Consider the following 20,935-nt stretch of genomic DNA (forward strand, 5'->3'; position numbering starts at 1 on the left):
TAGGCGCTTGGGCCGGATCATCCGGCTTTCCCATAGCATGGACTTGGTTGCGTCGAAAAAGGTTCTGGAGCGTGCGGCTCTGGACACGGCAGCGCAAGTCGCGTGCGGGCATTATGCTCCAGCGCTTCGTCGTTTACCGAAAAGAAAAATAGCCTGCAGGTTGCGCCTGTTGGCTGGAATTTTGCGGGACCGGAAGCCGGTGCCCGCTCGAAAGAGATTGAGTTTGGAAAACACTATCGAAAATAGCGGCTTTGCCGCATTGGGCATCACGGGCGTCCTGCTGAAGGCTGTCGAGAGCGCCGGCATGAGCGCGCCGAAGCCGATTCAGGAACAGTCGATCCCGGCGCAGATTGAAGGCCGCGACATTCTCGGCATTGCGCAGACCGGTTCCGGCAAGACGGCGGCATTCAGCCTGCCGATCCTCGTCAAGATCATCGGCTTGGGCGACAAGCGCAAAGGCAAGACCGCGCGCGCGCTGATCCTCGCCCCGACGCGCGAACTGGCCGTGCAGATCGAAGAGACGATCCGCACGCTGTCGAAGGGCTCGCATGTCTCCACGGCGCTTATACTCGGCGGCGTGTCGCGCCTTTCGCAGATCAGGCGGATGCAACCGGGCGTCGATGTGCTCATCGCCACGCCGGGCCGGTTGACCGATCTGGTGCGCGAGAATGCCGTCGACCTCTCCGAAACGCGCTGGCTGGTGCTCGACGAGGCCGACCGGATGCTGGACATGGGCTTCATCAATGATGTGAAGCGCATCGCCAAGGCAACGCATAAGGACCGCCAGACGGCGCTGTTCTCGGCCACCATGCCGCAGGAAATCGCGTCGCTCGCAGCGAGCCTGCTGCGGGAACCGGTTCGCGTCGAGGTTGCGCCGCAGGGCACGACCGCGTCAGAAATCACGCAGGTTCTGCATCCCGTGCAGACCAAGGACAAGAAGCGCGTGCTTTCGGGCATGCTGACGGACCAGTCCATGGCCTCGGTCATCGTCTTCACCCGCACCAAGCATGGTGCGGATGCGGTGACCCGTAATCTGGAGCGCGACGGCTATGATGTTGCCGCCATCCATGGCAACAAGTCGCAGAATGCGCGCCAGCGTGCCCTCAACGGCTTCAAGGATGGCTCCGTGCGCATTCTCGTCGCCACCGATATCGCCGCGCGCGGCATCGATGTTGTCGGCATCAGCCATGTGGTCAATTACGACCTGCCGGACGAGCCGGAAAGCTATGTGCACCGCATCGGCCGCACAGGCCGCAACGGTGCTTCCGGAGCTGCGATTACGCTTTATGATCCGGGTGCCGAACATGCCAAGCTGAAGGCGGTGGAGCGGGTGATCCGCATGAAGCTGCCGGTCAAGGACGCGCCGGCTCCGGTCGGCCCGCTGCCGGTGAAGCCGAGGGCGGAAAAGCCGGAAGCCGCCACCGAGCGTCCCGCCGGAAACCGCAACAAGCCGAAAGGCGGCCAGCGCTCCGGCCAGCGCAACCATGCCAGCCCCCAGGGCGAGCGCCGCGAGGCGATCTGGTCCAATGACGGTTCTGCGCGTGACGGTGCCGAGCGCGATGGGCAGAAAAAGAAGCCCTTCCGCCGCAGAAAGCGCCCGGCTGGGGCGAGAGCGGCTTAAGCCGCCTTCTCGATTTCACGCTTGGCGGCCCGGACCAGGAAACCGGACCGGGTCAGCCCATGCTTGTTGGCGTAGTCATCGATCTGCTGAAGTATATCTTCATTCAGCGTGATGTTGACGCGCACCGCCTTGGGCGCTCCGACCTTGAGCGGCACAAGGAATGCCACGGCCTCCCTATTGTCGGGATCGGCCATGATGGCTTCCAGGCTGGAGGGCTCGGGGATGGTTTCGCCATCCTCGGTCATTCCCTCGACATGGAAAGCCAGGGCTTCCTCTGCATTTGCCCGCGCTTCGTCCAAATCCCTGCCGGCCGTTACGAGGCCGGGAAAATCCGGGAAGTGGACGCCGTAATCGCTGCTGGGTTCTTTGTGAATCAATCCGACATAGTTTCGCATGGTCGTCTACCTTAATTTCAGCCCGGATTGCTTTTCGATGCTCTTGCGGGTGCCGATGGGGACATCCCGTTCCGGGTGAGGGACAGTTACGCGGCCCGGCTTTACAGGATGCTTGAACTGAACGTGGCTCCCCTTTTGAGCGACGATCCGCCATCCGTCCCGTTCCAGCGATCTGATAATCTCCGCGCTTTTCATGTGTGTATTAATACACATTATTGCGCAGCATATCAATTACTGGGGGGCAAGATTTTCAGTGAAGCCAGTGCAGGATCACGGCATCGAGGCTGTATGGCCCGGAACCGCCCGTGACGATGACGATCAGCATGATGGCGTATAGGGTCTCGGGCAGATAAAGCCAGTCATCGAGTCGGTCGGCTTCGTCGATGGGCTTGTAGATTTCGACCCGCTGCCTGCCTGTCAGTGCGACGGCGACGAGGATGACGACGAGCAGGCCGAGCGCGGCGAGCGGGGTCAAGAAACCGATTGCAACAGCCATGCCGGCCATGAATTCAACGAGCGGCACCCACCATTGGTTAAAGCCTATCCAGGGAATGCCGCATCGCTTCAATTCCTCGACAAAGGTGATATGCCGCTGTGGATTGAAGAGCTTGTGATAGCCGCAGAACGCGAAAAACAGGCCGGTGGCGACGCGATTGAGAGTAAGCGCGATGTCGGCTCCGCCGAGGCCTTTGAATAATATATCCGCCACTATATTGTCTATGGACATTCTGGCGTTTCCGAATAGGCGTCATATTTCCGGATTTATCTATGAATGCGCTATATATGGAATTTATATTGCGATCGTTTGGGTTATTATTTCACAGTGCTCCACGATTGCGTGATCGTTCCGGGCGTTTCGCCTCACCGGCGCTTCGTGGAAAAACTTGCCTGTGTTCCCTCGCAATTTGAGTATCAGGTGCTTGATTGACATCCATCCAGCCAATAGTTTCGCGGCCAACGATAATGGTGCGAGGCATTTGCGATGCTGGATACGGTGATCGACGCGATCGGGAACACGCCGCTGATAAGGCTAAAAAAGGCTTCCGAAATCACCGGCTGTGAGATCTGGGGCAAGGCGGAGTTCCTGAACCCCGGCCAGTCGGTCAAGGATCGCGCGGCGCTCTATATCATCCGCGACGCGGAGCGTAAGGGCTTGCTGAAACCCGGCGGCGTCATCGTCGAGGGGACGGCGGGCAATACCGGCATCGGCCTTACCATGGTGGCGAAGGCGCTCGGCTACCGCACGGTCATCGTTATTCCCGAGACGCAGGCGCAGGAGAAGAAGGACGCGCTGCGGCTGCTGGGCGCCGAGCTTATCGAAGTGCCGGCGGTCCCTTACAAGAATCCCAACAATTATGTGCGCTTGTCGGGCCGTCTCGCCGAGCAACTGGCGAAGACCGAGCCGAACGGCGCGATCTGGGCCAACCAGTTCGACAATCAGGTGAACCGTCAGGCGCATATCGAGACGACCGCCGAGGAAATCTGGCGCGATACTGATGGCAAGGTGGATGGTTTCATTTGCGCGGTCGGCTCCGGCGGCACGCTCGCGGGCGTCGGCCTTGGGCTGAAGGCGAAGAACCCCGGCATCAAGATCGGGCTTGCGGACCCGCATGGCGCGGCGCTCTATTCCTGGTACACGGATGGCGAGCTGAAGGCAGAGGGCAGTTCGACCACCGAGGGAATCGGGCAGGGGCGCATCACCGCCAATCTCGACGGTTTCACGCCGGATTTCGCCTATCGCATCGGGGATGCCGAGGCGCTGGAGATTATCTTCGATCTTGTGCAGGAGGAGGGCCTGTGCCTGGGCGGCTCGTCCGGCATCAACATCGCCGGGGCGATCCGGCTTGCGCGCGATCTGGGGCCGAGCCACACCATCGTCACCGTGCTCTGCGACTATGGCAACCGCTACCAGTCGAAAATGTTCAATCCAGATTTCCTGCGTTCCAAGGACCTGCCCGTTCCGGTATGGCTTGAAAGGAAGGCCGACATTTCCATTCCCTATGAGGCTGTGTGACCCGATGGCTTATGAGACGAAAGCGCTGTTCCGTGACGATGCCTATCTGGCGAAGGCCGAAGGAACCGTCATCGGTGTCAATGAGCGCGGCGGCATCCTCCTCGACGCCACGAACTTCTATGCCACATCGGGTGGCCAGCCTGGCGACACCGGCCATTTCGAGCGCGCCGATGGCTCGCGCATTGACATTGCCGCGACTGTAACGGGCGAGACCAAGAGCGAGATCATCCATATTCCCGCCGAGGGGCAGGCGCTGCCGGCGGCGGGCGAGAAGCTGATCCTCCATATCGACTGGCCGCGCCGCTACCGCCTGATGCGAATGCATACGGCCTGCCATCTGCTTTCCGTGATCTGCCCGTTTCCGATTACCGGCGCCGCCGTGGGCGAGGAGGAAAGCCGGGTCGATTTCGACCTGCCCGACCCGTCCTATACGCGCGAGAACGTGACGGAGCGGCTTATGGAAATGGTGCGCGCCAATGCGCCGATTTCTACTCGCTGGATCAGCGATGATGAGCTGGCTGCCAATCCGGGGCTGGTGAAGTCGAAAAATGTCCGTCCGCCCATGGGCAGCGGCCGGATACGGCTCGTTCTTATCGGTGAGGATGGAACAATCGATTCGCAGCCCTGCGGCGGCACCCATGTGGTGGCGACGGAGGAAGTCGGCGAAATCCATATCGGCAAGATCGAGAAGAAAGGCCGGGAAAACCGCCGCTTCCGCATCCGGTTCGGGGCGCTGGTTTAGCCGCATTGAAATGGTCAGCAAGGAGAATGAGATGAGCAACAAAAGCCCCTTCGTCGTTTCAGCCGATTGGCTGGAAGAGCATCTGAGCGAGCCCGGCCTCTCCATTCTCGATGCCTCCTGGTATCTGCCGGGGCAGAACCGGGATCCGCGCGCCGAATATGACGCGGCGCATATTTCCGGCGCAATTTTCTATGATCAGGACAAGATTGCCGATCATTCCTCGGGCCTGCCGCATACCATTCCCTCGGCAGAGGACTTCGTCCGTGAAGCAAGCGCCATGGGGCTGACGGTGGACGATACGATCGTCGTTTATGACGGGCCGGGCATGTATACCGCGCCGCGCGTCTGGTTTCTGCTCCGGATCATGGGAGCGAAGAAGGTCTTCGTGCTCGATGGCGGCTTCGACCGCTGGAAGCGGGAAGGGCGGCCCGTCACGGCTGACGTGACGAAGATCGCGCCCTCGACCTTCAGCGCCAGCCTCGATCTGTCGCGCGTGGCGAGCTTTGAGAAGATGCTGCAGATCGTCGAGGACGGCTCGGTGCAGATCGCCGATGCGCGCGCGCCGGGCCGGTTCAGCGGCGAGGAGGCGGAGCCCCGCGCGGGCATGCGGTCCGGCCATATGCCGGGCGCGCGCAATGTGCCGGTCGCGAGCCTGTCCAAGGATGGCGAGCTGAAGAATCTGGACGAGTTGAAGGAGATATTCGACGAAGCCGGTGTGGATCTCGCAAAGCCTGTCGTGACGAGTTGCGGCTCGGGCGTGACGGCGGCGGTGATTACTCTGGCGCTGGAATCGCTCGGTCACAAGGGCAATTTCCTTTATGACGGCTCGTGGAGCGAGTGGGGCGGTCGGCCCGACACGCCAATCGAGACGGGCAAGGCGGCTTAGGGATGGCCGAGGAGCAGAAAAAGCTGGTCGCGCGGATCACGCATCTGGAAATGACCGAGCGCAGCACGCCCACCGTGCCGCCTCCCTCCGGTATGAAGCTCGCGATCATGCGGGCTTCCAATATCCCCGTGCATTATTACCGCTATCTCTATGAGCAGGTTGGAAAGCCGCATCACTGGATGATGCGCCGCAAACAGAGCGATGCGGAGCTTTCCGAGGCGATCAATGCCAGGGCCGCCGAAATCCACGTGCTCCATGTGGATGGCTGCCCGGCTGGCTTTGCCGAGTTCGATCTGGCGCGGTTGCCGGATGAAGCGGAAATCCTCTATTTCGGCCTCGTTCCCGACTATCAGGGACGAGGTCTCGGAAGCTTCTTCCTCGCCGAAATGATCGCCGCGGCCTGGTGGCATGGGCCGAAGAAGGTGACGATCCACACCAATTCCCTCGACAGCCCTCGCGCGCTCCAACTCTACCAAAGAATGGGCTTCGTGCCCGTCGGCTGGTCGGAGGAGGAAGTGGAGGCTTGGGAATAGGGGTCAGGCCGACGCGTCCCGCTCGCCTTCCCCCGCCTGCCGGGGAAGCAGGTGGTAGGCGGGGTTCTCCTCGCCATCGTCGTAAACGACACAATTGCGCCCCCGCTTCTTGGCGCGGTAGAGGCATTTATCCGCCCGGCTCAAGACCTGCGAATTCGACTCATGCTTGGGCGCCATGGCGCAGCCGATGCTGATCGTCAGCGGATGGATCTGGTTTGACGCCGTATAAAGCGGCGTGTTCTCGACCTCGGCGCGCACCCGCTCCGCCAGGCGCAAGGCGGTTTCCCGCGAAGCGCCGGGCAGGTAGATGCAGAATTCCTCTCCGCCGATCCGGCCCACGATATCGCCCTTGCGGGTGGCGTTCTGCAAGGCGAATGCGATGATCTTCAAGGCCCGGTCGCCCACGGCATGGCCATAGGTATCGTTGATCGCCTTGAAATGGTCGGCGTCGATGGCCAACGCCGCGCCGGTTTCCACGCGCGCGCGGCTGATCTTCATGGCCTCGAAGAAGGAGCCGCGATTGAGCAGCCCCGTCATGTCGTCGATCCGCGATTTTGCCTGCAATTGCTGATGCGCCAGCTTCAATTCATGCAGCGCCACCTTCAGCTTGTGATTCTGAACATAGGTGTAGAGCGCATTGGGAAAGGCGGTCACGGCGGGGAGGGCCGCTGTCATGACGAGCGGAAAAAGCGTTATCTCGCCTCCGGCCCACCACAGGACGGCGACGCAAACCAGCTCACAAAAGACAATGACGGCCAAAGTCGTCACAAACGCCTTCAGCAAAGCGGATTTCATGCTTTTCCGTCCCCCAGAGATACATCCGCCGCTCATATAGGGAAGCGCTGGTGAACCCTCCATGAACGGGGAATAAACGGTTTGTTCAGGTAAAATTCCAAAGGCGGCCATGGCTCGCAAAAAGCGGAACCAAATGCACCGGGCGACGTTCCCTTCACGTCAATCAATCCGGACGGCGGGCTTCTTTTTAACGGCAAGGAGGAATTTGGTCATGGGCTTCTTTTCGAAGGATATCCATTCCATGGACGATCTTTTCGTCCACACCATGCGCGACATGTATTACGCCGAGCAGCAGATTGCCAAGGCGCTTCCCCAGATGATGGAAAAGACGCAGAATGCCGAGCTCCGGATGGGCTTTGAAAAGCACCTGAACGAAACGAAGAACCAGATCAAGCGTCTGGAGGAGGCGTTCGAGCTTTATGGAGTGGAAGCGAAGGGCGTCAATTGTCCGGCGATAGACGGCATCATCGAGGAAACCAACGAGATTGCCGGCGAGGTGGACGATCCGACTGTGATGGACGCGGCGCTGATCGCGGCGGCGCAGGCCGTCGAGCACTATGAAATCACCCGTTATGGCACGCTGATCGCCTGGGCCAAGGAACTGGGCCGCGGGGATTGCGCGGCGCTCTTCGAGCAAAACTTGAAGGAAGAAAAGGCGACCGACCAGAAGCTGACCGCGCTCGCTGAAAGCAACATCAATCGCAAGGCGGCTTGATGGGCAAGCGCGGACCTATAACAGGGTCGCGAACGTCTAAATCGTCATAAGTGGGGCAGGGAGCGAGAGCTTCCTGTCCTTTTTGCGTATAATTCCGGCTTTATCGACTTAACTTCCCGTGGCCTCGCTTTCCTTCGTGCACATATCGGCAATGCCGCGAACCTCCGGGCTTTCCGTTGACATCCGGTTCTCGAACAGTTCGTCGAATAACTTGGCCTGATCCAGCTTCGCGGTAACGCAGGCGCAGAAGCGGTGGCAGAGTTGCCCGTTATTGGTCATCTGGCAGCTTTGCTCGCAGGTTTGCACGAACCGCGCGTGCTGGTCGGCCATCGATGGGGGGAGTAGCTGGGCGATGAGGAAGACGCAGGCGATGAGTATTGGTTGGTGCGTGAGGTAGAAGGCGAGGCTGTGCCCGCCGATGAAGGTGAGCGGGCGGTCGAGAAGAGGGAAGCCGGTGCCGTTCTGCAGGATCGGCATCAACTGGAAGCGCTGGAAGATCCGCGCCAGCGCCATGCCTCCCAACACCGCGCCAAACCATGGAAACAGCGGCACATAATCATTGGAGCGCGGGAATATGGTCGAGAGCCCGACCCACCAGAGGGCAGGGTGGTCGAAAAGGGACGATTGATAATAGAAGGGCAGGGCGACGAATACCGCCGCGCAAAGGACGATGACCGGGATCGGCAGCCACAGAAATAGCAGCCCCAGCAGGCTCGCCAGCGCGATCTGGTGCAGGATGCCGAAGAAGATGAAGCTGCCGGGAATCATATACCAGGTGACGAGCGTGATGGCGAACGCCGCGCCTGCGATCTGCGCAAGCCGGATGCCGAAAGACCTCCAGCGTATCCCCTTGCCATGCGCCAGCACGAGGCTGAAGCCGACAAGGATGAGGAAGCTAGACGCGATCATGCGCGCGAAGAGTTTCCAGCCGCCATGCCCCGTGGTTCCGGGGTCGAGATAGCCGAAGAACTCGAAATCCCACCCCGTATGGTAGATCGCCATCGCGAGCAGGGCGATGCCGCGCGTGATATCGATCCGGGCAAGGCGCGGTTTCGTTGCTGGGCGGGAGTCGGCGGCGGTCTGTTCAAGCTGCATGGAGAATTCCGCGGAAGGGGCCGAAAAGCGGGTTGCGTGTTCACTGAAAACGCCTGAATGTCCTCTTTACTTCAAGGCCGCGCGGCGGTCAAAAACCGCTTTGTCAGAGAGGAGAGGGCATCAGTGTTTTTCGCTGTGTCGAAGATATTCTGGCTCTTCGCCCAGCCGGTAACCTTGCTTCTTGTGGGACTGCTGGTGTCTATACTGGCGATCGCTCTCGGCTATCGACGCCTCGCGCTCGCATTCTCGGGTATTACGGCGATCTTCCTCCTTCTTGCAGGGTTCACGACCTTGGGCAGTATCATGCTCCAACCGCTTGAAGACAGGTTCCCGCCGCGCCCCGCGCTGCCGGAACGGATCGACGGCGTCGTCGTGCTTGGCGGCTATATGGAGGGTGAGGTCAACGCATCCCGCGGCGGCCATGAGGTAAACAGGGCGGCCGACCGCGTCATCGAGACGATGCGCCTGGCGCGGCTTTATCCGGAAGCGCGCATCGTCGTGTCCGGCGGCGAGGGGACATTTTTTGACGCCTCCGTAGCTGACGCCATCAGCACTCGGGCGCTTTTCAGCGATTTCGGACTGACCGGAGACAGGTTCTTCTTTGAGGAGCAATCGCGCAATACCCTTGAAAATGCCGTCTACTCCCGCGATGTGGTCAAGCCGAAACCGGGCGAAACCTGGCTACTCGTCACCTCCGCATTTCACATGCCGCGCTCCGTCGGATGCTTCCGGCAGGCCGGCTTTCCCGTGATCGCATGGCCGGTCGATTATTCGACCCGCACCGATACGCGCTTCACCTTCGATCTGCAGAATCCCTCGCGAAATCTGACGCGCGTAGCCGTCGCAATGCGGGAATGGCTGGGCCTTGCGGCATATTGGCTCAGTGGCAAGATTGGTGAAGTGCTCCCTGCACCCGGCGGAGCTTCTGTCGTAGGCTGATAAGCGAAGGTCGGCATTGGACTTCGCATTTTCCCCGGTGTGGTCCATCTTCTCCTGAACTGATATAGTGGACCGGCATGTTTCTTTCGGTATTTGATCTCTACAAGATTGGGATAGGCCCATCGAGTTCCCACACGATGGGGCCGATGACGGCGGCGAATGTCTTTCTTTTTGAATTGAAGGACGGCCACTGGCCGCGTCCGGCAGGCGTGAAAGTTACCCGGCTTAAGGCACGGTTGCATGGCTCGCTGGCCTTCACCGGCGTCGGCCATGCAACGGACCGGGCGGTTATCCTGGGCCTTTGCGGCTATCTTCCCGGCCGGATCAACCCGGATGATATGGCCGGAATCATCGATCAGGTGCGGGCGGAAAAGCGCATCCAGCCGGACGGGCATCCCGCCTATTGCTTCGATCCGGACAGCGACCTCATCATGGACCGCAAGGTGGCGCTTCCCGGCCATACCAACGGCCTTGCCTTCGAGGCTTACGATGCCGATGACCGTCTGCTGCTCCGCCGGGTTTATTATTCCATCGGCGGCGGCTTCGTGGTCACCGAGGAGGAGCTGGCAAAGCAGAAAAACGGCGGCGCAGTTCTCCAAGCCACCGACGTGCCTTATCCCTTCGCCAATGCTGCCGAGATGCTGGCGATGGCGCGGGAGAGCGGCCTTTCCATTGCCGAAATGAAGCGAGCCAATGAGGAAACGCGGATGAGCCGCGCCGCGCTCGACGAGGGGCTCGACCGCATCTGGGATGCAATGCGCGCCTGCATCGAGCGTGGGCTGCGCCAGGAAGGTATCATGCCCGGCGGTCTCAAGGTGCGCCGCCGTGCGCGACAGTTGCATGACCGGCTGGAGGAGGAATGGCGCCAGAACCGGCGAAACCCGCTGCTCGCCAATGACTGGCTCTCGGTCTATGCCATGGCGGTCAATGAGGAGAATGCGGCGGGCGGTCGTGTCGTCACCGCGCCGACCAATGGCGCGGCGGGCGTCGTGCCTGCGGTGCTGCGCTATTATGTCCGTTTCCATGACGATGCGGACCAGAAGGGCATCCGAGATTTCCTGCTGACTTCGGCGGCCATCGGCGGCGTGATCAAGCACAATGCTTCGATCTCGGGCGCGGAGGTGGGGTGCCAGGGAGAGGTGGGCTCCGCTTCGGCAATGGCGGCGGCGGGGCTTGCCGCCGTACTGGGCGGTACGCCTGAGCAGATCGAGAACGCAGCGGAGATCGCGCTGGAGCATCATCTAGGCATGACCTGCGATCCCGTCGGCGGGCTGGTGCAGGTGCCCTGCATCGAGCGCAATGCGCTTGGCGCGGTGAAGGCCGTCACGGCGGCATCGCTGGCGATCAAGGGCGACGGCACCCATTTCGTGCCGCTCGACGCCTGCATCGAAACCATGCGCCAGACCGGCATCGACATGAACGAGCGCTACAAGGAAACGAGCCAAGGCGGCCTGGCGGTCAATGTGGTGGAGTGCTGAGAAAAGGGCAGATACTGAGAAAAGGGCAGATATATTGTTCATTCGAGCATACTCCCCTATTCCCTTATTCCCATACTCCCTTTATTGCCCGTGCCATGCCACTTCACATCGTAAAGCTCTGCGTCGGATGCGACAGCATTGAGGATCTTGCCGCGTGGATCGATTTCCGCCTGGAAGAGAAGCGCGCCGCCGGCGAATTGCCGGAACAGTTCCACACCACCCGGATGGTGCCCAAGCGCATTGACGAGCTTCTCGACGGCGGTTCGCTCTATTGGGTGATTAAAGGCAACATCCAGTGCCGCCAACGGCTCACCGATATCCGACCCTTCACGGACACGGACGGTATCCAGCGCTGCCATCTGGTGCTGGAGCCTAGGCTTGTTCTCACCGAATGGCAGCCGCGCCGGGCATTTCAGGGATGGCGGTATCTCAAGGAAAACGAAATTCCCGCCGATGTTACAAACGGCGTGAAGGGCCGCGTCGCTTTGCCGGTGGAATTGCGCCAGGAACTGGCGGCGCTGGGATTACTGTAGAAGATAAGAGGGGGTCGCCCAACTCAATGAAAACGAAGCCGGATCGCCTTCATCCCGCGCGGGTCGGATGTGTGCAAATGGACCGGTGCGAAGGGCAGGGAGGCCCGGCGCGAGCGTGCCGCGTGGCAGATGAGCAGCGCCACGAGATCGCGCGTGGTCAGCGTCGATCCGCCCCGTTTCAAATCGGCCAGGCGAACGGCGGCCTGATGCAGCGCCTGCATGTTGAGCAGGGACGTCGCCTCCACCTTTGAATGCGCACTCTGGATTCCAGTGATCTTCTGCTTTTTCGGCATGGAAAAACCCTCTACTGAGAACTATTGCGGGTTTTGGTAAACAATGACTGGACGACGGGGCGCCCAATCAAGATTTTTACTGGGCGATCGCGTAGCAGCTGAAATCTTTCCGCTTCAGGACGGCGCAGGCTTTCGAGGCTGCGGTCTGGGTTTCGAAGCCGACGAAACGGGCGCGGTAGAAGGTTTTCGATTTCTGCTCGAAGGTTTCCGTGCGGGCCGTCACGGCGGCGAGCGTCGATCCGGCTTCAGCAGCGGCCTTGGCGAGCATCGCCTGCGCCTGTTCCGAGCTCGGCAGCGAGCCGATCTGGATTGCCCATCCGCCGGCGGCGCGGGCAGAGGCGGTGGTGACCGGGTCGACATGCGCCGGCACGGCTTGAGGCTTGGCGATGGAGGCCACCGCAACGGCTGCGGCAGGCCGCGGCGTGGGGGCTGCGAGCGCCGTGACCACTTCGTCATCCGCATCGCCCTGGCCGTACGCTTCTTCTGTTTCGACGCGCGCTACCGGAACCGGCGCTTCTTCCGCCTCAGGCAGGCTCACAGGCGTGACGGGCGCAACCTCCATCGGCGTTTCCTGCCGCGCGGCCAGCAGCGGCTCGCCGCCACGGCGCGATGCCTGCGGCACATATTTCGCGAGGAGAGCGGTCATATGCGCGTCGCGGGCGCCGCCGCTTTTGCCGCCCATCACCACCGCGACAACCTTGCGCCCGTCGACCTTGACTGAAGACACGAGATTATAGCCGGAATCGCGCGTATAGCCGGTCTTGATGCCGTCCACGCCCTCGACCTTGCCGAGCAGGCGATTGTGGCCCCGGATGGTGCGGCCCTTGTAAACGAAGCTTCGTGCGGAGAAATAAGCGAACTCGCGCGGGAAATGCTCGCGTAGTGCGATGCCGAGAATGGCCATGTCGCGCGCGGTGGAGCGCTGCGCCCGGTCGGGCAGACCGGAAGCATTGCGGAACTGGGTGTCTCTCATGCCGAGCCGGCGGGCCTTGGCGGTCATCATCTGCGCGAATCGCGCTTCCGAGCCGCCGAGATATTCGCCGATCACGGCGGCGGCGTCGTTGGCGGAACGAGTGATGAGACCGAGTATGGCGTCTTCCGCGCGGATCGTCTGGCCGGGTTTGAGGCCCAACTTCGTCGGCGGGCGCGCCGCGGCATAGGCGGAAACGGGCATCTGCGTGTTCTTGTTGACGCGCCCGGCCTGCATCGCCTCGAACAGCATGTAGAGCGTCATCATCTTGGTCAGCGAAGCGGGGTAGCGCGCGGCATCCGCATTGGCGGAAAAAAGCGTTTTTCCCGTATTCGCATCGACGACGATCGCGGCGTATTTGCCGGAATCGGCCTGGGCGGGAGGGACGCTTGCCGTGGAGCAACCGGTAATGACTGTGAACGCCAGGATGGCCTGCGCCGCTTTCGTGAAAACGGAGGCGGCTTGACGGAACGCTGTACGCACGATGACTACCTGCCTGGTATGCTTGTGGTTGGGTGCGCGCTACGAACGCGCCACATGATTTTCCCGACCCTATCGGCCATAGCGTTACCAATCCGTTTATGGTAACCGCCCTGTTCATTTTTTCGTGGGGATTTCATAAAAAATTTATTAAGATTTTCGCTCAGCGCCTTTGGATGGCGTTGCCGGGGTCTTGGAAATCCGTGAGGCGGGACCCCATATAGAATCTGGAAATCTTCCCCCATTTCTTGCAACTGTTTCTTTCGTTTTCCGTGTTATGATTTGAATTCGGAAGTGAAGTTGCAACTGCCAAACGAGGGCTTAAAATCAGCGTGCCGCACCCTACATTATGGAGCAGCGCTTGAGCACAGGTCCTGACCCTAGGTGTTTTAAAGACAATGATCCGTTTCGAATTGATCATGCAGAGCGATGAAGGCGGGAGCGGCAGCACTGTTGGCCGTGGCACCGCCGTCATCACGCGTACGAAGCCGAAAGCCAAGAAGCCGAGCCTTTATCGGGTTCTCCTGATCAATGACGATTATACGCCCATGGAATTCGTGATCCATGTGCTGGAGCGCTTCTTCCAGAAGAACAGGGACGATGCCACCCGCATCATGCTCCATGTTCACAATCATGGCGTTGGCGAATGCGGGGTCTTTACTTACGAGGTCGCGGAGACCAAGGTAACGCAGGTTATGGATTTCGCCCGCCAACACGAGCATCCGCTGCAATGCGTGATGGAGAAAAAGTGAGGTCGCATGCCATCATTCTCCCCAAGCCTTGAAAGGGCGCTCCACCAGGCCCTGACAATCGCTAACGAACGGCATCATGAATATGCGACGCTGGAGCATCTTCTGCTGGCCCTGATCGACGATCAGGACGCCGGTGCGGTGATGCGAGCCTGCAATGTCGACATGGAGCATCTGCGGCGTACGGTCACCGAATATGTCGACCGCGAGCTCGACAATCTCGTGACGGGTTATGACGAGGATTCGAAGCCCACGGCGGCGTTCCAGCGTGTCATCCAGCGGGCGGTTATTCACGTTCAATCCTCGAACCGCGAGGAAGTGACGGGCGCGAACGTACTAGTCGCCATCTTTGCCGAGCGCGAGAGCCATGCCGCCTATTTCCTGCAGGAACAGCAGATGACCCGCTACGACGCGGTCAACTACATCTCGCATGGCATTTCCAAGCGTCCCGGCGCTGCGGAAACCCGTGGCCCGCGCGGCGCGGAGGCCAATGGCGAGGAGCATCCGACGCAGGAGCAGGACGACAATTCCAAGAAGAAGCAGGACGCGCTGACCGCCTATTGCGTCAATCTGAACGAAAAGGCGAAGGCAGGGCGTATCGACCCGCTGATCGGGCGGGATTCCGAAATCAACCGCACCATCCAGGTTCTGTGCCGCCGCTCCAAGAACAACCCGCTCTATGTGGGCGATCCCGGTGTCGGCAAGACGGCGATAGCCGAGGGCCTCGCCAAGCGCATCGTCGAGGGTGACGTCCCCAACGTGCTTCTCAACGCTGTCATCTTCGCGCTCGACATGGGCACGTTGCTGGCCGGCACCCGCTATCGCGGCGATTTCGAGGAGCGTTTGAAGCAGGTGGTGAAGGAGCTGGAGGATTACCCCGGCGCAGTCCTGTTCATCGATGAGATTCACACCGTCATCGGCGCGGGCGCGACCTCGGGCGGGGCGATGGATGCATCCAACCTTCTGAAGCCGGCGCTCTCCTCCGGCGCGATCCGCTGCATCGGATCGACCACCTACAAGGAGTTCCGCCAGTTCTTCGAGAAGGATCGGGCGCTGGTGCGCCGCTTCCAGAAGATCGACGTCAACGAGCCGTCGATCCCCGACGCGATCGAGATCATGAAGGGCCTCAAGCCCTATTTCGAGGACTTCCACAAGGTGAAATACACCGTGGAGGCGATCAAGTCGGCGGTGGAGCTTTCGGCCCGCTATATCAACGACCGCAAGCTGCCGGACAAGGCGATCGATGTGATCGACGAGACGGGCGCGAGCCAGATGCTACTGCCGGAGTCGAAGCGCAAGAAGACCATCGGCGTCAAGGAGATCGAGGCGACCGTCGCCACCATGGCGCGCATCCCGCCGAAATCCGTCTCCAAGGATGACGAGGAGGTGCTCTCCAACCTCGAGGCCGAGCTGAAGCGCGTCGTCTATGGGCAGGATCTTGCCATCGAGGCGCTCTCTGCGGCGATCAAGCTCGCCCGCGCCGGGCTGCGCGAGCCGGACAAGCCCATCGGCAGCTATCTGTTCTCCGGCCCCACCGGCGTAGGCAAGACGGAAGTCGCCAAGCAACTTGCAAGTTCGCTCGGCGTGGAACTGCTACGCTTCGACATGTCGGAATATATGGAGCGCCATACCGTCTCGCGGCTCATCGGCGCGCCTCCGGGCTATGTCGGCTTCGACCAGGGCGGCTTGTTGACCGATGGCGTGGACCAGCATCCGCATTGCGTGCTGCTGCTCGACGAGATCGAGAAGGCGCATCCGGACCTGTTCAACATACTGTTGCAGGTGATGGACCATGGCAAGCTGACCGATCATAATGGCAAGCAGATCGATTTCCGCAATGTCATCCTGATCATGACGACCAATGCGGGCGCGGCGGATATGGCGAAGGCAGCCATTGGCTTCGGCTCGTCGCGGCGCGATGGCGACGACATGGAAGCGATCAACCGGCTGTTCACGCCGGAATTCCGCAACCGTCTCGATGCCATCATTCCGTTCGGTCCGCTGCCCGTTCCGGTCATTCATCAGGTGGTCCAGAAATTCGTTCTGCAGCTCGAGGCGCAGCTTGCCGACCGCGGCGTGACCTTCCAGCTGACCGACGAAGCCATCGCCTGGCTTGCCGACAAGGGATATGACGAGCGCATGGGCGCACGGCCTCTGGCTCGCGTCATCCAGGAGCACATCAAGAAGCCACTGGCGGATGAGGTGCTGTTCGGCAAGCTCAAGAATGGCGGCACGGTCCGCGTTACCGTCGGCGAAAAGGACGGCGTGTCCACGCTGCTCCTCGAAAGCATAGCGGACGAAGTGCCGGTCAAGCCGAAGAAGGATATTCCCGCAGAGAAGAAGCCTGCGGCGAAGAAGCGGACAGCGGCGAAAAAGGCCGAGCCTGAAAAGGTGGTCGCTGCGGACAAACCCGCGCCACGCGCCAAGGCTTCGGTGCCGAAGGTGCCGCGGAAGTAAGCTGGGTTGTATTGAGACATGAAAAAGCCGCCCTTCGGGGGCGGCTTTTTTGTGGCCTTAGAGCGGTTCATGATTTGAGGAAGCGCCAAGCGCCCTCGTGGTTCGAGGCTCCCCTTCGCTCGTTCGCACGCTCACAGCTTCGGGTCGCACCTCACCATGAGGGCTACTGGAGCGCCGTCACCCCTTTCACCGCTTTCCGAGGTGCCCACGCCCTTCACCCTCATCCTGAGGTGCTCGTGGAGCGCAGCGGAACGAGCCTCGAAGGGCGAGGGTGAAGGGATCGCCCTTGGCGCTGTTCTCCTGCAAACGACCCGTCACCCCCGCTTCACGCTCGCCAGCCCAACCGCAGCCGCAAAATAGAACGAGCCTGTCAACCGGTTCCGCACCAGCCCGCGCGATGCCAGCAGGCCGCGCAGGCGGTCGGCGAGGAGCGCCCAGCAGGAATCGAAGGTGAGGGCGACGGTGAGGAACGACACCGACAGGAGGATAAGCTGCGGCACGATCGGCGCATCCGGAGAGACGAACTGCGGAAAGAACGCGCCGTAGAACAAGAGGGTCTTCGGGTTCGCCGACGACACCAGGAAGCCGCGCCAGAAGATCGAGCGCACTGAGCGCGGCTCCGGCTTGATCTGGGTGAGATCTATGCCCGGTGCGCGCCACGCCTGGAAACCGAGATAGACGAGATAGGCGACGCCGATCCAGCGCACCCATTCGAACAGCTCGCCCGCCAGCGCGAGCAGTCCGGTCATGCCAAGAACAGTGAGAGCGAGCTGTGGAACCATGGCAGCGGTGGTGCCCAGAACGGTGATCAGGCCGAACTTGCGCCCATAGGCGACGGAGTTTGCCGTGATCAGCGCGACATTCGGCCCCGGCATGAGAGCGAGCGCCACGGTGGCAGCCAGAAAGCCCAGATATAGTTCAGTCGACACGATTTCCTCCGTTCCATTCACGAAATCCAAGTGGTGCAAAGCGCCCTCGTCCTTCGAGGCTCCCCTTCGACAAGTTTGGGGTGAGGGCCGCGGGAGCGTCGAGGATTGCCCCTCACCCTTACCCTCTCCCCGTGAATTACGGGGAGAGGGGGACATGAATGTTTTCGCCTTATCTTTCTGCCAGGTGCAGGGGACAGGAAAAGGCGGTAACGCAAATGCCCCCTCGCCCCGCGTGCGGGGAGAGGGTAAGGGTGAGGGGCATTCCACTGTGCGTTTTTAGAGCACACAGTTGGTTCCGTGTGGAGATTGCTGTAGCACGGAAAGACGCAAGCATAAACCAGCAAAGCCCAGTCCCGATACACTTGCCGATGACGGCGGGGTAGTCTACTTGGCGGCTCATGCACGACCATCTTTCCGAGTCCGTTCCAGATTTCGCTACCCGCTTCAGCTGGTTCCTGCGCGGCGCGTCACGGATCGCCAGCGTCCCCGCCGTGCTGCTGATGAGTTCTTTCGTCGGCTTTGCCGGGCTCGCCATCGAAAGCGGCATGACGATGGCGCAGACCGTGTTCATGACGCTGGTCATCTGGGCGCTCCCGGGAAAGGTGGTGCTGATCGGCGCGGTGGCATCGGGAGCGACATTACCGGCGGCGGCGCTTGCCGTGGCGCTCTCTTCGGTGCGGCTGATGCCGATGGTCGTGTCGCTGCTACCGGAATTGCAGGGGCCGCGCACCCGGCGCATCACGCTGCTGTTCCTGTCCCATTTCGTCGCGGTCACCGCATGGGTGATGGCAATGGAAGAGCTGCGCAAGATCCCGCGCGACCTGCGCACCAGCTATTTCGCCGGCATCGGCATGGTGCTTGTCGGCACCAACGCGCTGATCGTCGCCATCGTCTACATGCTTTCGGCGAGCTTCCCGCCCATCGTCTTCGCGGCCTTGTTCATGCTGACGCCGATGTATTTCCTGACCTCGCTCTGGCGCTCGACGCGCGAAAAGGCGGGTAATGTGGCGATGGTCGCTGGACTTGTCCTGTTCCCGATCTTCCACGGCATCGCGCCCGGCTATGACCTGCTGCTGACCGGCATTGTGGGTGGCATCGCGGCCTTCATGTTCCACCGTATCCAACACAGCCGCATGGAGGCGAAATGACCTGGGAAAGCTTTCCAGACTGGTGGTGGCCGTTCGTCTTCATCCTGCTTGCGGGATGGCTCGCAACCGATATCTGGCGTTTTCTCGGCGTGTTCGTAGGCGGCCGCATCCGCGAGGACAGCCAGGCGCTCGTGCTGGTGCGCTGCATCGCCACGGCGCTGGTCGCCGCCGTCATCGCCCAGCTTATCCTTTACCCGACCGGGGAACTCGCAAGCTCCCCGCTATGGCTGCGCGTCGGCGCGGCGGCAGTCGGCTTCGCCCTCTATCTCGCCACCGGCAAGCGCGTTTTGGTCGGCGTCGCGGTGGCGGAGATTTTGCTCGTTATAGGGTTGTTGGTTTTATAGCCGCTTCCTCCGTCATCCTCGGGCTTGTCCCGAGGATCTGCCATAAAGAAAAAGATAGGCAATCACGGTCCGGGCAGGATTCGGTGTTAAGCCACGAAAGATCCTCGGGACAAGCCCGAGGATGACGAAAGCGTTATAGCACTGCCTTGATTTTCTCCGCATTGCGCGCGAGCACGTCCGGGTCTTCCATGTTTCCGCTATGGGGCTTCAACGCCAGCCCGTCGAAGCGCGGGATGACGTGGAAGTGCAGGTGAAACACGGACTGGCCGCCCGCCGGCTCGTTGAACTGCATGATCGTCACGCCATCGGCGGCGAATGCCTTTTTAACCGCGACGGCGATTTTCTGTACGGCGGCGAGCAGGGGTCCAAGGGTGTGCGGCGCGGCGTCGAGCAGATTGCGCGAGGCCGCTTTCGGCACCACCAGCGTATGACCTTCTCCCTGCGGCATCACATCCATGAAGGCGACGACATGCTCGTCTTCATAGACGCGATTGGACGGGATTTCTCCACGCAGGATGCGCGCGAAGACGTTGTTGTCGTCATAGGTCTCACTCATTCATAGCTCCTCTTGATTCTTCTTGAACGGCGTGTGCTCGCGCAGGGCTTCGTTCAGTTGTTCGATTTCACGGCGCTCGCGGCTCAGATAATCCTCGACCGCACGGCGGAAACCCTCATGCGCGATGTAATGGGCCGAATGGGTCGTGACGGGCACATAGCCGCGCGCCAGCTTGTGCTCGCCCTGCGCGCCGGCCTCCACCACCTTGATGCCCTTTGCGATGGCGAAGTCGATGGCTTGGTGGTAGCAGACCTCGAAATGCAGGAAGGGATGATCCTCGACGCAACCCCAATGCCGCCCGAAAAGACGGTCCTCGCCGATGAAGTTGATGGCCCCGGCGATATAGCGCCCATCGCGCTTCGCCATGACGAGGAGGATGTCATCGGCCATCCGCTCGCCGATCAGCGCGTAGAATTCGCGGTTGAGATAGGGGCGGCCCCATTTGCGGCTGCCGGTGTCCATATAGAAGGTAAAAAACTGGTCCCACACGGCTTCGGTCAGGTCGCTTCCCGTCAGCCAGTCTATGGTGATGCCGGGGCTCAGCGCCTCGCGCCGTTCGCGTTTCAGCGCCTTGCGCTTGCGTGAGGCGAGCGTTTCGAGAAAATCCTCATAGTCCGAATAGCCTTCGTTGATGAAATGGAACTGCTGGTCGGTGCGGTGCAGGAAACCTGCTTCAGTCAGCGTGGGCAGCTCGTTTTCGAGCAGGAAGGTGACGTGAGCCGAGGACACGCCGTGCTCGACGGTCAGCTGGCGAATCCCGGCGGCGAGAGCCAGCCGTACGGCTTGCGGCTCGAACGCTGCATTAACGAGAAGGCGCGGGCCGGTGGCGGGCGTGAACGGCACTGCGATCTGATATTTCGGATAATATTCGCCGCCCGCGCGCTCGAAGGCGTCGGCCCAGCCATGGTCGAAGACATATTCGCCCTGGCTGTGGCCCTTGAGATAGCAGGGAACCGCGCCCAGAAGCCGGCCTTCATCATCCTGCAGCCGCAAATGCCGGGGCAGCCAGCCGGTGGCGGGCGCGACGCAACCGGAATCTTCCATGGCACTCAGAAAATCATATGAAATGAAGGGGTTATAGCCTTTTTCTTCCCTGGAGGTTCCGGAAAGGCTATCCCATTCCTCGCGCGTAAAGGCGGAAAGACCGTCGCAAACGGCTAAGGTAAAACCGCGCTCGTTTTGCTCCCGTCCGTTCAATTGCCGTACCTCGGTGAGTAGTGAGATAGTGATCAGTGAGATAGTGAATAAGGCAAAATCCTATAC

At 60.9% G+C, this 20,935-nt stretch carries 23 protein-coding genes; 13 read left to right on the plus strand and 10 right to left on the minus strand.

The features are described from left to right. The first annotated feature begins 7 nt into the window (after window positions 1-7). Window positions 8-1,621: a DEAD/DEAH box helicase gene (locus IEX53_RS03490; protein ID WP_188821477.1), complete on the plus strand. Its 1,614-nt coding sequence runs from the start codon at window positions 8-10 to the stop codon at window positions 1,619-1,621. Here IEX53_RS03490 and IEX53_RS03495 read toward each other — a convergent pair. Genes IEX53_RS03495 through IEX53_RS03505 form a run of 3 tightly spaced genes read right to left on the minus strand, consistent with a single transcriptional unit; the run spans window position 1,618 to window position 2,743 of the window. Further along, window positions 1,618-2,016, minus strand: a complete 399-nt coding sequence (locus tag IEX53_RS03495) for a type II toxin-antitoxin system HicB family antitoxin (protein WP_188821479.1) — start codon at window positions 2,014-2,016, stop codon at window positions 1,618-1,620. The genes IEX53_RS03490 and IEX53_RS03495 overlap by 4 nt on opposite strands. 6 nt (window positions 2,017-2,022) lie before the next feature. Beyond that, window positions 2,023-2,211: a type II toxin-antitoxin system HicA family toxin gene (locus IEX53_RS03500; RefSeq protein WP_188821481.1), complete on the minus strand. Its 189-nt coding sequence runs from the start codon at window positions 2,209-2,211 to the stop codon at window positions 2,023-2,025. Window positions 2,212-2,266: 55 nt separating this feature from the next. Then, on the minus strand, window positions 2,267-2,743 hold the full coding sequence (locus IEX53_RS03505; protein ID WP_188821482.1) for a DoxX family protein: 477 nt from the start codon (window positions 2,741-2,743) through the stop codon (window positions 2,267-2,269). A 255-nt stretch (window positions 2,744-2,998) separates the two neighbouring features. Here IEX53_RS03505 and IEX53_RS03510 point away from each other — a divergent pair, with 255 nt between their 5' ends. The 4 genes from IEX53_RS03510 to IEX53_RS03525 are packed head-to-tail and all read left to right on the plus strand — an operon-like array spanning window position 2,999 to window position 6,191. Continuing rightward, window positions 2,999-4,030 carry a cysteine synthase A gene (locus IEX53_RS03510; RefSeq protein WP_188821485.1) on the plus strand — a complete coding sequence of 344 codons (1,032 nt, stop codon included), beginning with the start codon at window positions 2,999-3,001 and terminating at the stop codon, window positions 4,028-4,030. A gap of 4 nt (window positions 4,031-4,034) precedes the next feature. After that, window positions 4,035-4,772 (plus strand): alanyl-tRNA editing protein, encoded by a 738-nt coding sequence (locus tag IEX53_RS03515; protein WP_188821487.1) that lies wholly within the window; start codon window positions 4,035-4,037, stop codon window positions 4,770-4,772. A 31-nt stretch (window positions 4,773-4,803) separates the two neighbouring features. Further along, complete coding sequence (sseA, locus tag IEX53_RS03520) at window positions 4,804-5,658, plus strand: 3-mercaptopyruvate sulfurtransferase (RefSeq protein ID WP_188821489.1); 855 nt, start codon at window positions 4,804-4,806, stop codon at window positions 5,656-5,658. A 2-nt stretch (window positions 5,659-5,660) separates the two neighbouring features. Further along, the gene (locus IEX53_RS03525; protein ID WP_188821491.1) at window positions 5,661-6,191 is read left to right on the plus strand and encodes a GNAT family N-acetyltransferase; all 531 of its coding nucleotides are present in this window, start codon (window positions 5,661-5,663) and stop codon (window positions 6,189-6,191) included. A gap of 3 nt (window positions 6,192-6,194) precedes the next feature. Here the strand turns inward: IEX53_RS03525 and IEX53_RS03530 are convergent, their stop codons facing one another. Then, entirely contained in the window at window positions 6,195-6,986 is a 792-nt protein-coding gene (locus tag IEX53_RS03530; protein ID WP_188821493.1) for a GGDEF domain-containing protein, read from the minus strand. A 211-nt stretch (window positions 6,987-7,197) separates the two neighbouring features. On the opposite strand from IEX53_RS03530, the gene IEX53_RS03535 reads away from it, so the two are divergent. Beyond that, complete coding sequence (locus IEX53_RS03535) at window positions 7,198-7,701, plus strand: YciE/YciF ferroxidase family protein (protein ID WP_188821495.1); 504 nt, start codon at window positions 7,198-7,200, stop codon at window positions 7,699-7,701. A gap of 108 nt (window positions 7,702-7,809) precedes the next feature. On the opposite strand, the gene IEX53_RS03540 is transcribed toward IEX53_RS03535, so the two are convergent. Continuing rightward, window positions 7,810-8,796: a heparan-alpha-glucosaminide N-acetyltransferase gene (locus IEX53_RS03540; protein ID WP_188821497.1), complete on the minus strand. Its 987-nt coding sequence runs from the start codon at window positions 8,794-8,796 to the stop codon at window positions 7,810-7,812. Between the two features lie 123 nt (window positions 8,797-8,919). Here IEX53_RS03540 and IEX53_RS03545 point away from each other — a divergent pair, with 123 nt between their 5' ends. The 3 genes from IEX53_RS03545 (at window position 8,920) to IEX53_RS03555 (ending at window position 11,746) form a co-directional block, all read left to right on the plus strand. After that, the gene (locus tag IEX53_RS03545; protein WP_188821498.1) at window positions 8,920-9,735 is read left to right on the plus strand and encodes a YdcF family protein; all 816 of its coding nucleotides are present in this window, start codon (window positions 8,920-8,922) and stop codon (window positions 9,733-9,735) included. A 77-nt stretch (window positions 9,736-9,812) separates the two neighbouring features. Next, window positions 9,813-11,213, plus strand: coding sequence for an L-serine ammonia-lyase (locus IEX53_RS03550; protein WP_188821500.1), 1,401 nt, complete (start codon window positions 9,813-9,815; stop codon window positions 11,211-11,213). 95 nt (window positions 11,214-11,308) lie between these two features. Continuing rightward, window positions 11,309-11,746: a DUF1489 family protein gene (locus IEX53_RS03555; RefSeq protein WP_188821502.1), complete on the plus strand. Its 438-nt coding sequence runs from the start codon at window positions 11,309-11,311 to the stop codon at window positions 11,744-11,746. Window positions 11,747-11,769: 23 nt separating this feature from the next. Here IEX53_RS03555 and IEX53_RS03560 read toward each other — a convergent pair whose 3' ends face one another. Continuing rightward, on the minus strand, window positions 11,770-12,039 hold the full coding sequence (locus IEX53_RS03560; protein ID WP_188821504.1) for a hypothetical protein: 270 nt from the start codon (window positions 12,037-12,039) through the stop codon (window positions 11,770-11,772). Window positions 12,040-12,115: 76 nt separating this feature from the next. Next, window positions 12,116-13,492, minus strand: coding sequence for a D-alanyl-D-alanine carboxypeptidase (locus tag IEX53_RS03565; protein WP_188821506.1), 1,377 nt, complete (start codon window positions 13,490-13,492; stop codon window positions 12,116-12,118). Between the two features lie 395 nt (window positions 13,493-13,887). Between IEX53_RS03565 and clpS the strand changes: the two genes are divergently transcribed. Next, window positions 13,888-14,241, plus strand: coding sequence for an ATP-dependent Clp protease adapter ClpS (clpS, locus tag IEX53_RS03570; RefSeq protein ID WP_188821507.1), 354 nt, complete (start codon window positions 13,888-13,890; stop codon window positions 14,239-14,241). Between the two features lie 6 nt (window positions 14,242-14,247). Beyond that, window positions 14,248-16,695, plus strand: a complete 2,448-nt coding sequence (gene clpA, locus IEX53_RS03575; protein WP_188821509.1) for an ATP-dependent Clp protease ATP-binding subunit ClpA — start codon at window positions 14,248-14,250, stop codon at window positions 16,693-16,695. Window positions 16,696-17,009: 314 nt separating this feature from the next. On the opposite strand, the gene IEX53_RS03580 is transcribed toward clpA, so the two are convergent. Continuing rightward, window positions 17,010-17,624, minus strand: a complete 615-nt coding sequence (locus tag IEX53_RS03580) for a LysE family translocator (protein ID WP_188821511.1) — start codon at window positions 17,622-17,624, stop codon at window positions 17,010-17,012. Between the two features lie 398 nt (window positions 17,625-18,022). On the opposite strand from IEX53_RS03580, the gene IEX53_RS03585 reads away from it, so the two are divergent. Both IEX53_RS03585 and IEX53_RS03590 read left to right on the plus strand, forming a co-directional pair. Continuing rightward, the gene (locus IEX53_RS03585) at window positions 18,023-18,772 is read left to right on the plus strand and encodes an AzlC family ABC transporter permease (protein WP_236016013.1); all 750 of its coding nucleotides are present in this window, start codon (window positions 18,023-18,025) and stop codon (window positions 18,770-18,772) included. After that, entirely contained in the window at window positions 18,769-19,116 is a 348-nt protein-coding gene (locus IEX53_RS03590; protein WP_188821513.1) for an AzlD domain-containing protein, read from the plus strand. The genes IEX53_RS03585 and IEX53_RS03590 overlap by 4 nt, the downstream gene beginning before the upstream one ends. 133 nt (window positions 19,117-19,249) lie before the next feature. Here IEX53_RS03590 and IEX53_RS03595 read toward each other — a convergent pair whose 3' ends face one another. Both IEX53_RS03595 and IEX53_RS03600 read right to left on the minus strand, forming a co-directional pair. Continuing rightward, window positions 19,250-19,672, minus strand: coding sequence for an HIT family protein (locus IEX53_RS03595; protein WP_188821515.1), 423 nt, complete (start codon window positions 19,670-19,672; stop codon window positions 19,250-19,252). Further along, complete coding sequence (locus IEX53_RS03600; protein ID WP_188821516.1) at window positions 19,673-20,869, minus strand: GNAT family N-acetyltransferase; 1,197 nt, start codon at window positions 20,867-20,869, stop codon at window positions 19,673-19,675. Window positions 20,870-20,935 lie beyond the last annotated feature (66 nt).

The sequence above is a fragment of the Paramesorhizobium endophyticum genome, from assembly GCF_014640615.1.
Lineage (GTDB): Bacteria > Pseudomonadota > Alphaproteobacteria > Rhizobiales > Rhizobiaceae > Paramesorhizobium > Paramesorhizobium endophyticum.

Bases quoted from the DNA above. Each gene is read 5' to 3' on its own strand.
- IEX53_RS03495 (WP_188821479.1), bottom strand. From the start codon at position 2,016: ATGCGAAACTATGTCGGATTGATTCACAAAGAACCCAGCAGCGATTAC.
- IEX53_RS03500 (WP_188821481.1), bottom strand. From the start codon at position 2,211: ATGAAAAGCGCGGAGATTATCAGATCGCTGGAACGGGACGGATGGCGG.
- IEX53_RS03505 (WP_188821482.1), bottom strand. From the start codon at position 2,743: ATGTCCATAGACAATATAGTGGCGGATATATTATTCAAAGGCCTCGGC.
- IEX53_RS03510 (WP_188821485.1), top strand. From the start codon at position 2,999: ATGCTGGATACGGTGATCGACGCGATCGGGAACACGCCGCTGATAAGG.
- IEX53_RS03515 (WP_188821487.1), top strand. From the start codon at position 4,035: ATGGCTTATGAGACGAAAGCGCTGTTCCGTGACGATGCCTATCTGGCG.
- sseA (WP_188821489.1), top strand. From the start codon at position 4,804: ATGAGCAACAAAAGCCCCTTCGTCGTTTCAGCCGATTGGCTGGAAGAG.
- IEX53_RS03525 (WP_188821491.1), top strand. From the start codon at position 5,661: ATGGCCGAGGAGCAGAAAAAGCTGGTCGCGCGGATCACGCATCTGGAA.
- IEX53_RS03530 (WP_188821493.1), bottom strand. From the start codon at position 6,986: ATGAAATCCGCTTTGCTGAAGGCGTTTGTGACGACTTTGGCCGTCATT.
- IEX53_RS03535 (WP_188821495.1), top strand. From the start codon at position 7,198: ATGGGCTTCTTTTCGAAGGATATCCATTCCATGGACGATCTTTTCGTC.
- IEX53_RS03540 (WP_188821497.1), bottom strand. From the start codon at position 8,796: ATGCAGCTTGAACAGACCGCCGCCGACTCCCGCCCAGCAACGAAACCG.
- IEX53_RS03550 (WP_188821500.1), top strand. From the start codon at position 9,813: ATGTTTCTTTCGGTATTTGATCTCTACAAGATTGGGATAGGCCCATCG.
- IEX53_RS03555 (WP_188821502.1), top strand. From the start codon at position 11,309: ATGCCACTTCACATCGTAAAGCTCTGCGTCGGATGCGACAGCATTGAG.
- IEX53_RS03560 (WP_188821504.1), bottom strand. From the start codon at position 12,039: ATGCCGAAAAAGCAGAAGATCACTGGAATCCAGAGTGCGCATTCAAAG.
- clpS (WP_188821507.1), top strand. From the start codon at position 13,888: ATGATCCGTTTCGAATTGATCATGCAGAGCGATGAAGGCGGGAGCGGC.
- clpA (WP_188821509.1), top strand. From the start codon at position 14,248: ATGCCATCATTCTCCCCAAGCCTTGAAAGGGCGCTCCACCAGGCCCTG.
- IEX53_RS03585 (WP_236016013.1), top strand. From the start codon at position 18,023: ATGCACGACCATCTTTCCGAGTCCGTTCCAGATTTCGCTACCCGCTTC.
- IEX53_RS03590 (WP_188821513.1), top strand. From the start codon at position 18,769: ATGACCTGGGAAAGCTTTCCAGACTGGTGGTGGCCGTTCGTCTTCATC.
- IEX53_RS03595 (WP_188821515.1), bottom strand. From the start codon at position 19,672: ATGAGTGAGACCTATGACGACAACAACGTCTTCGCGCGCATCCTGCGT.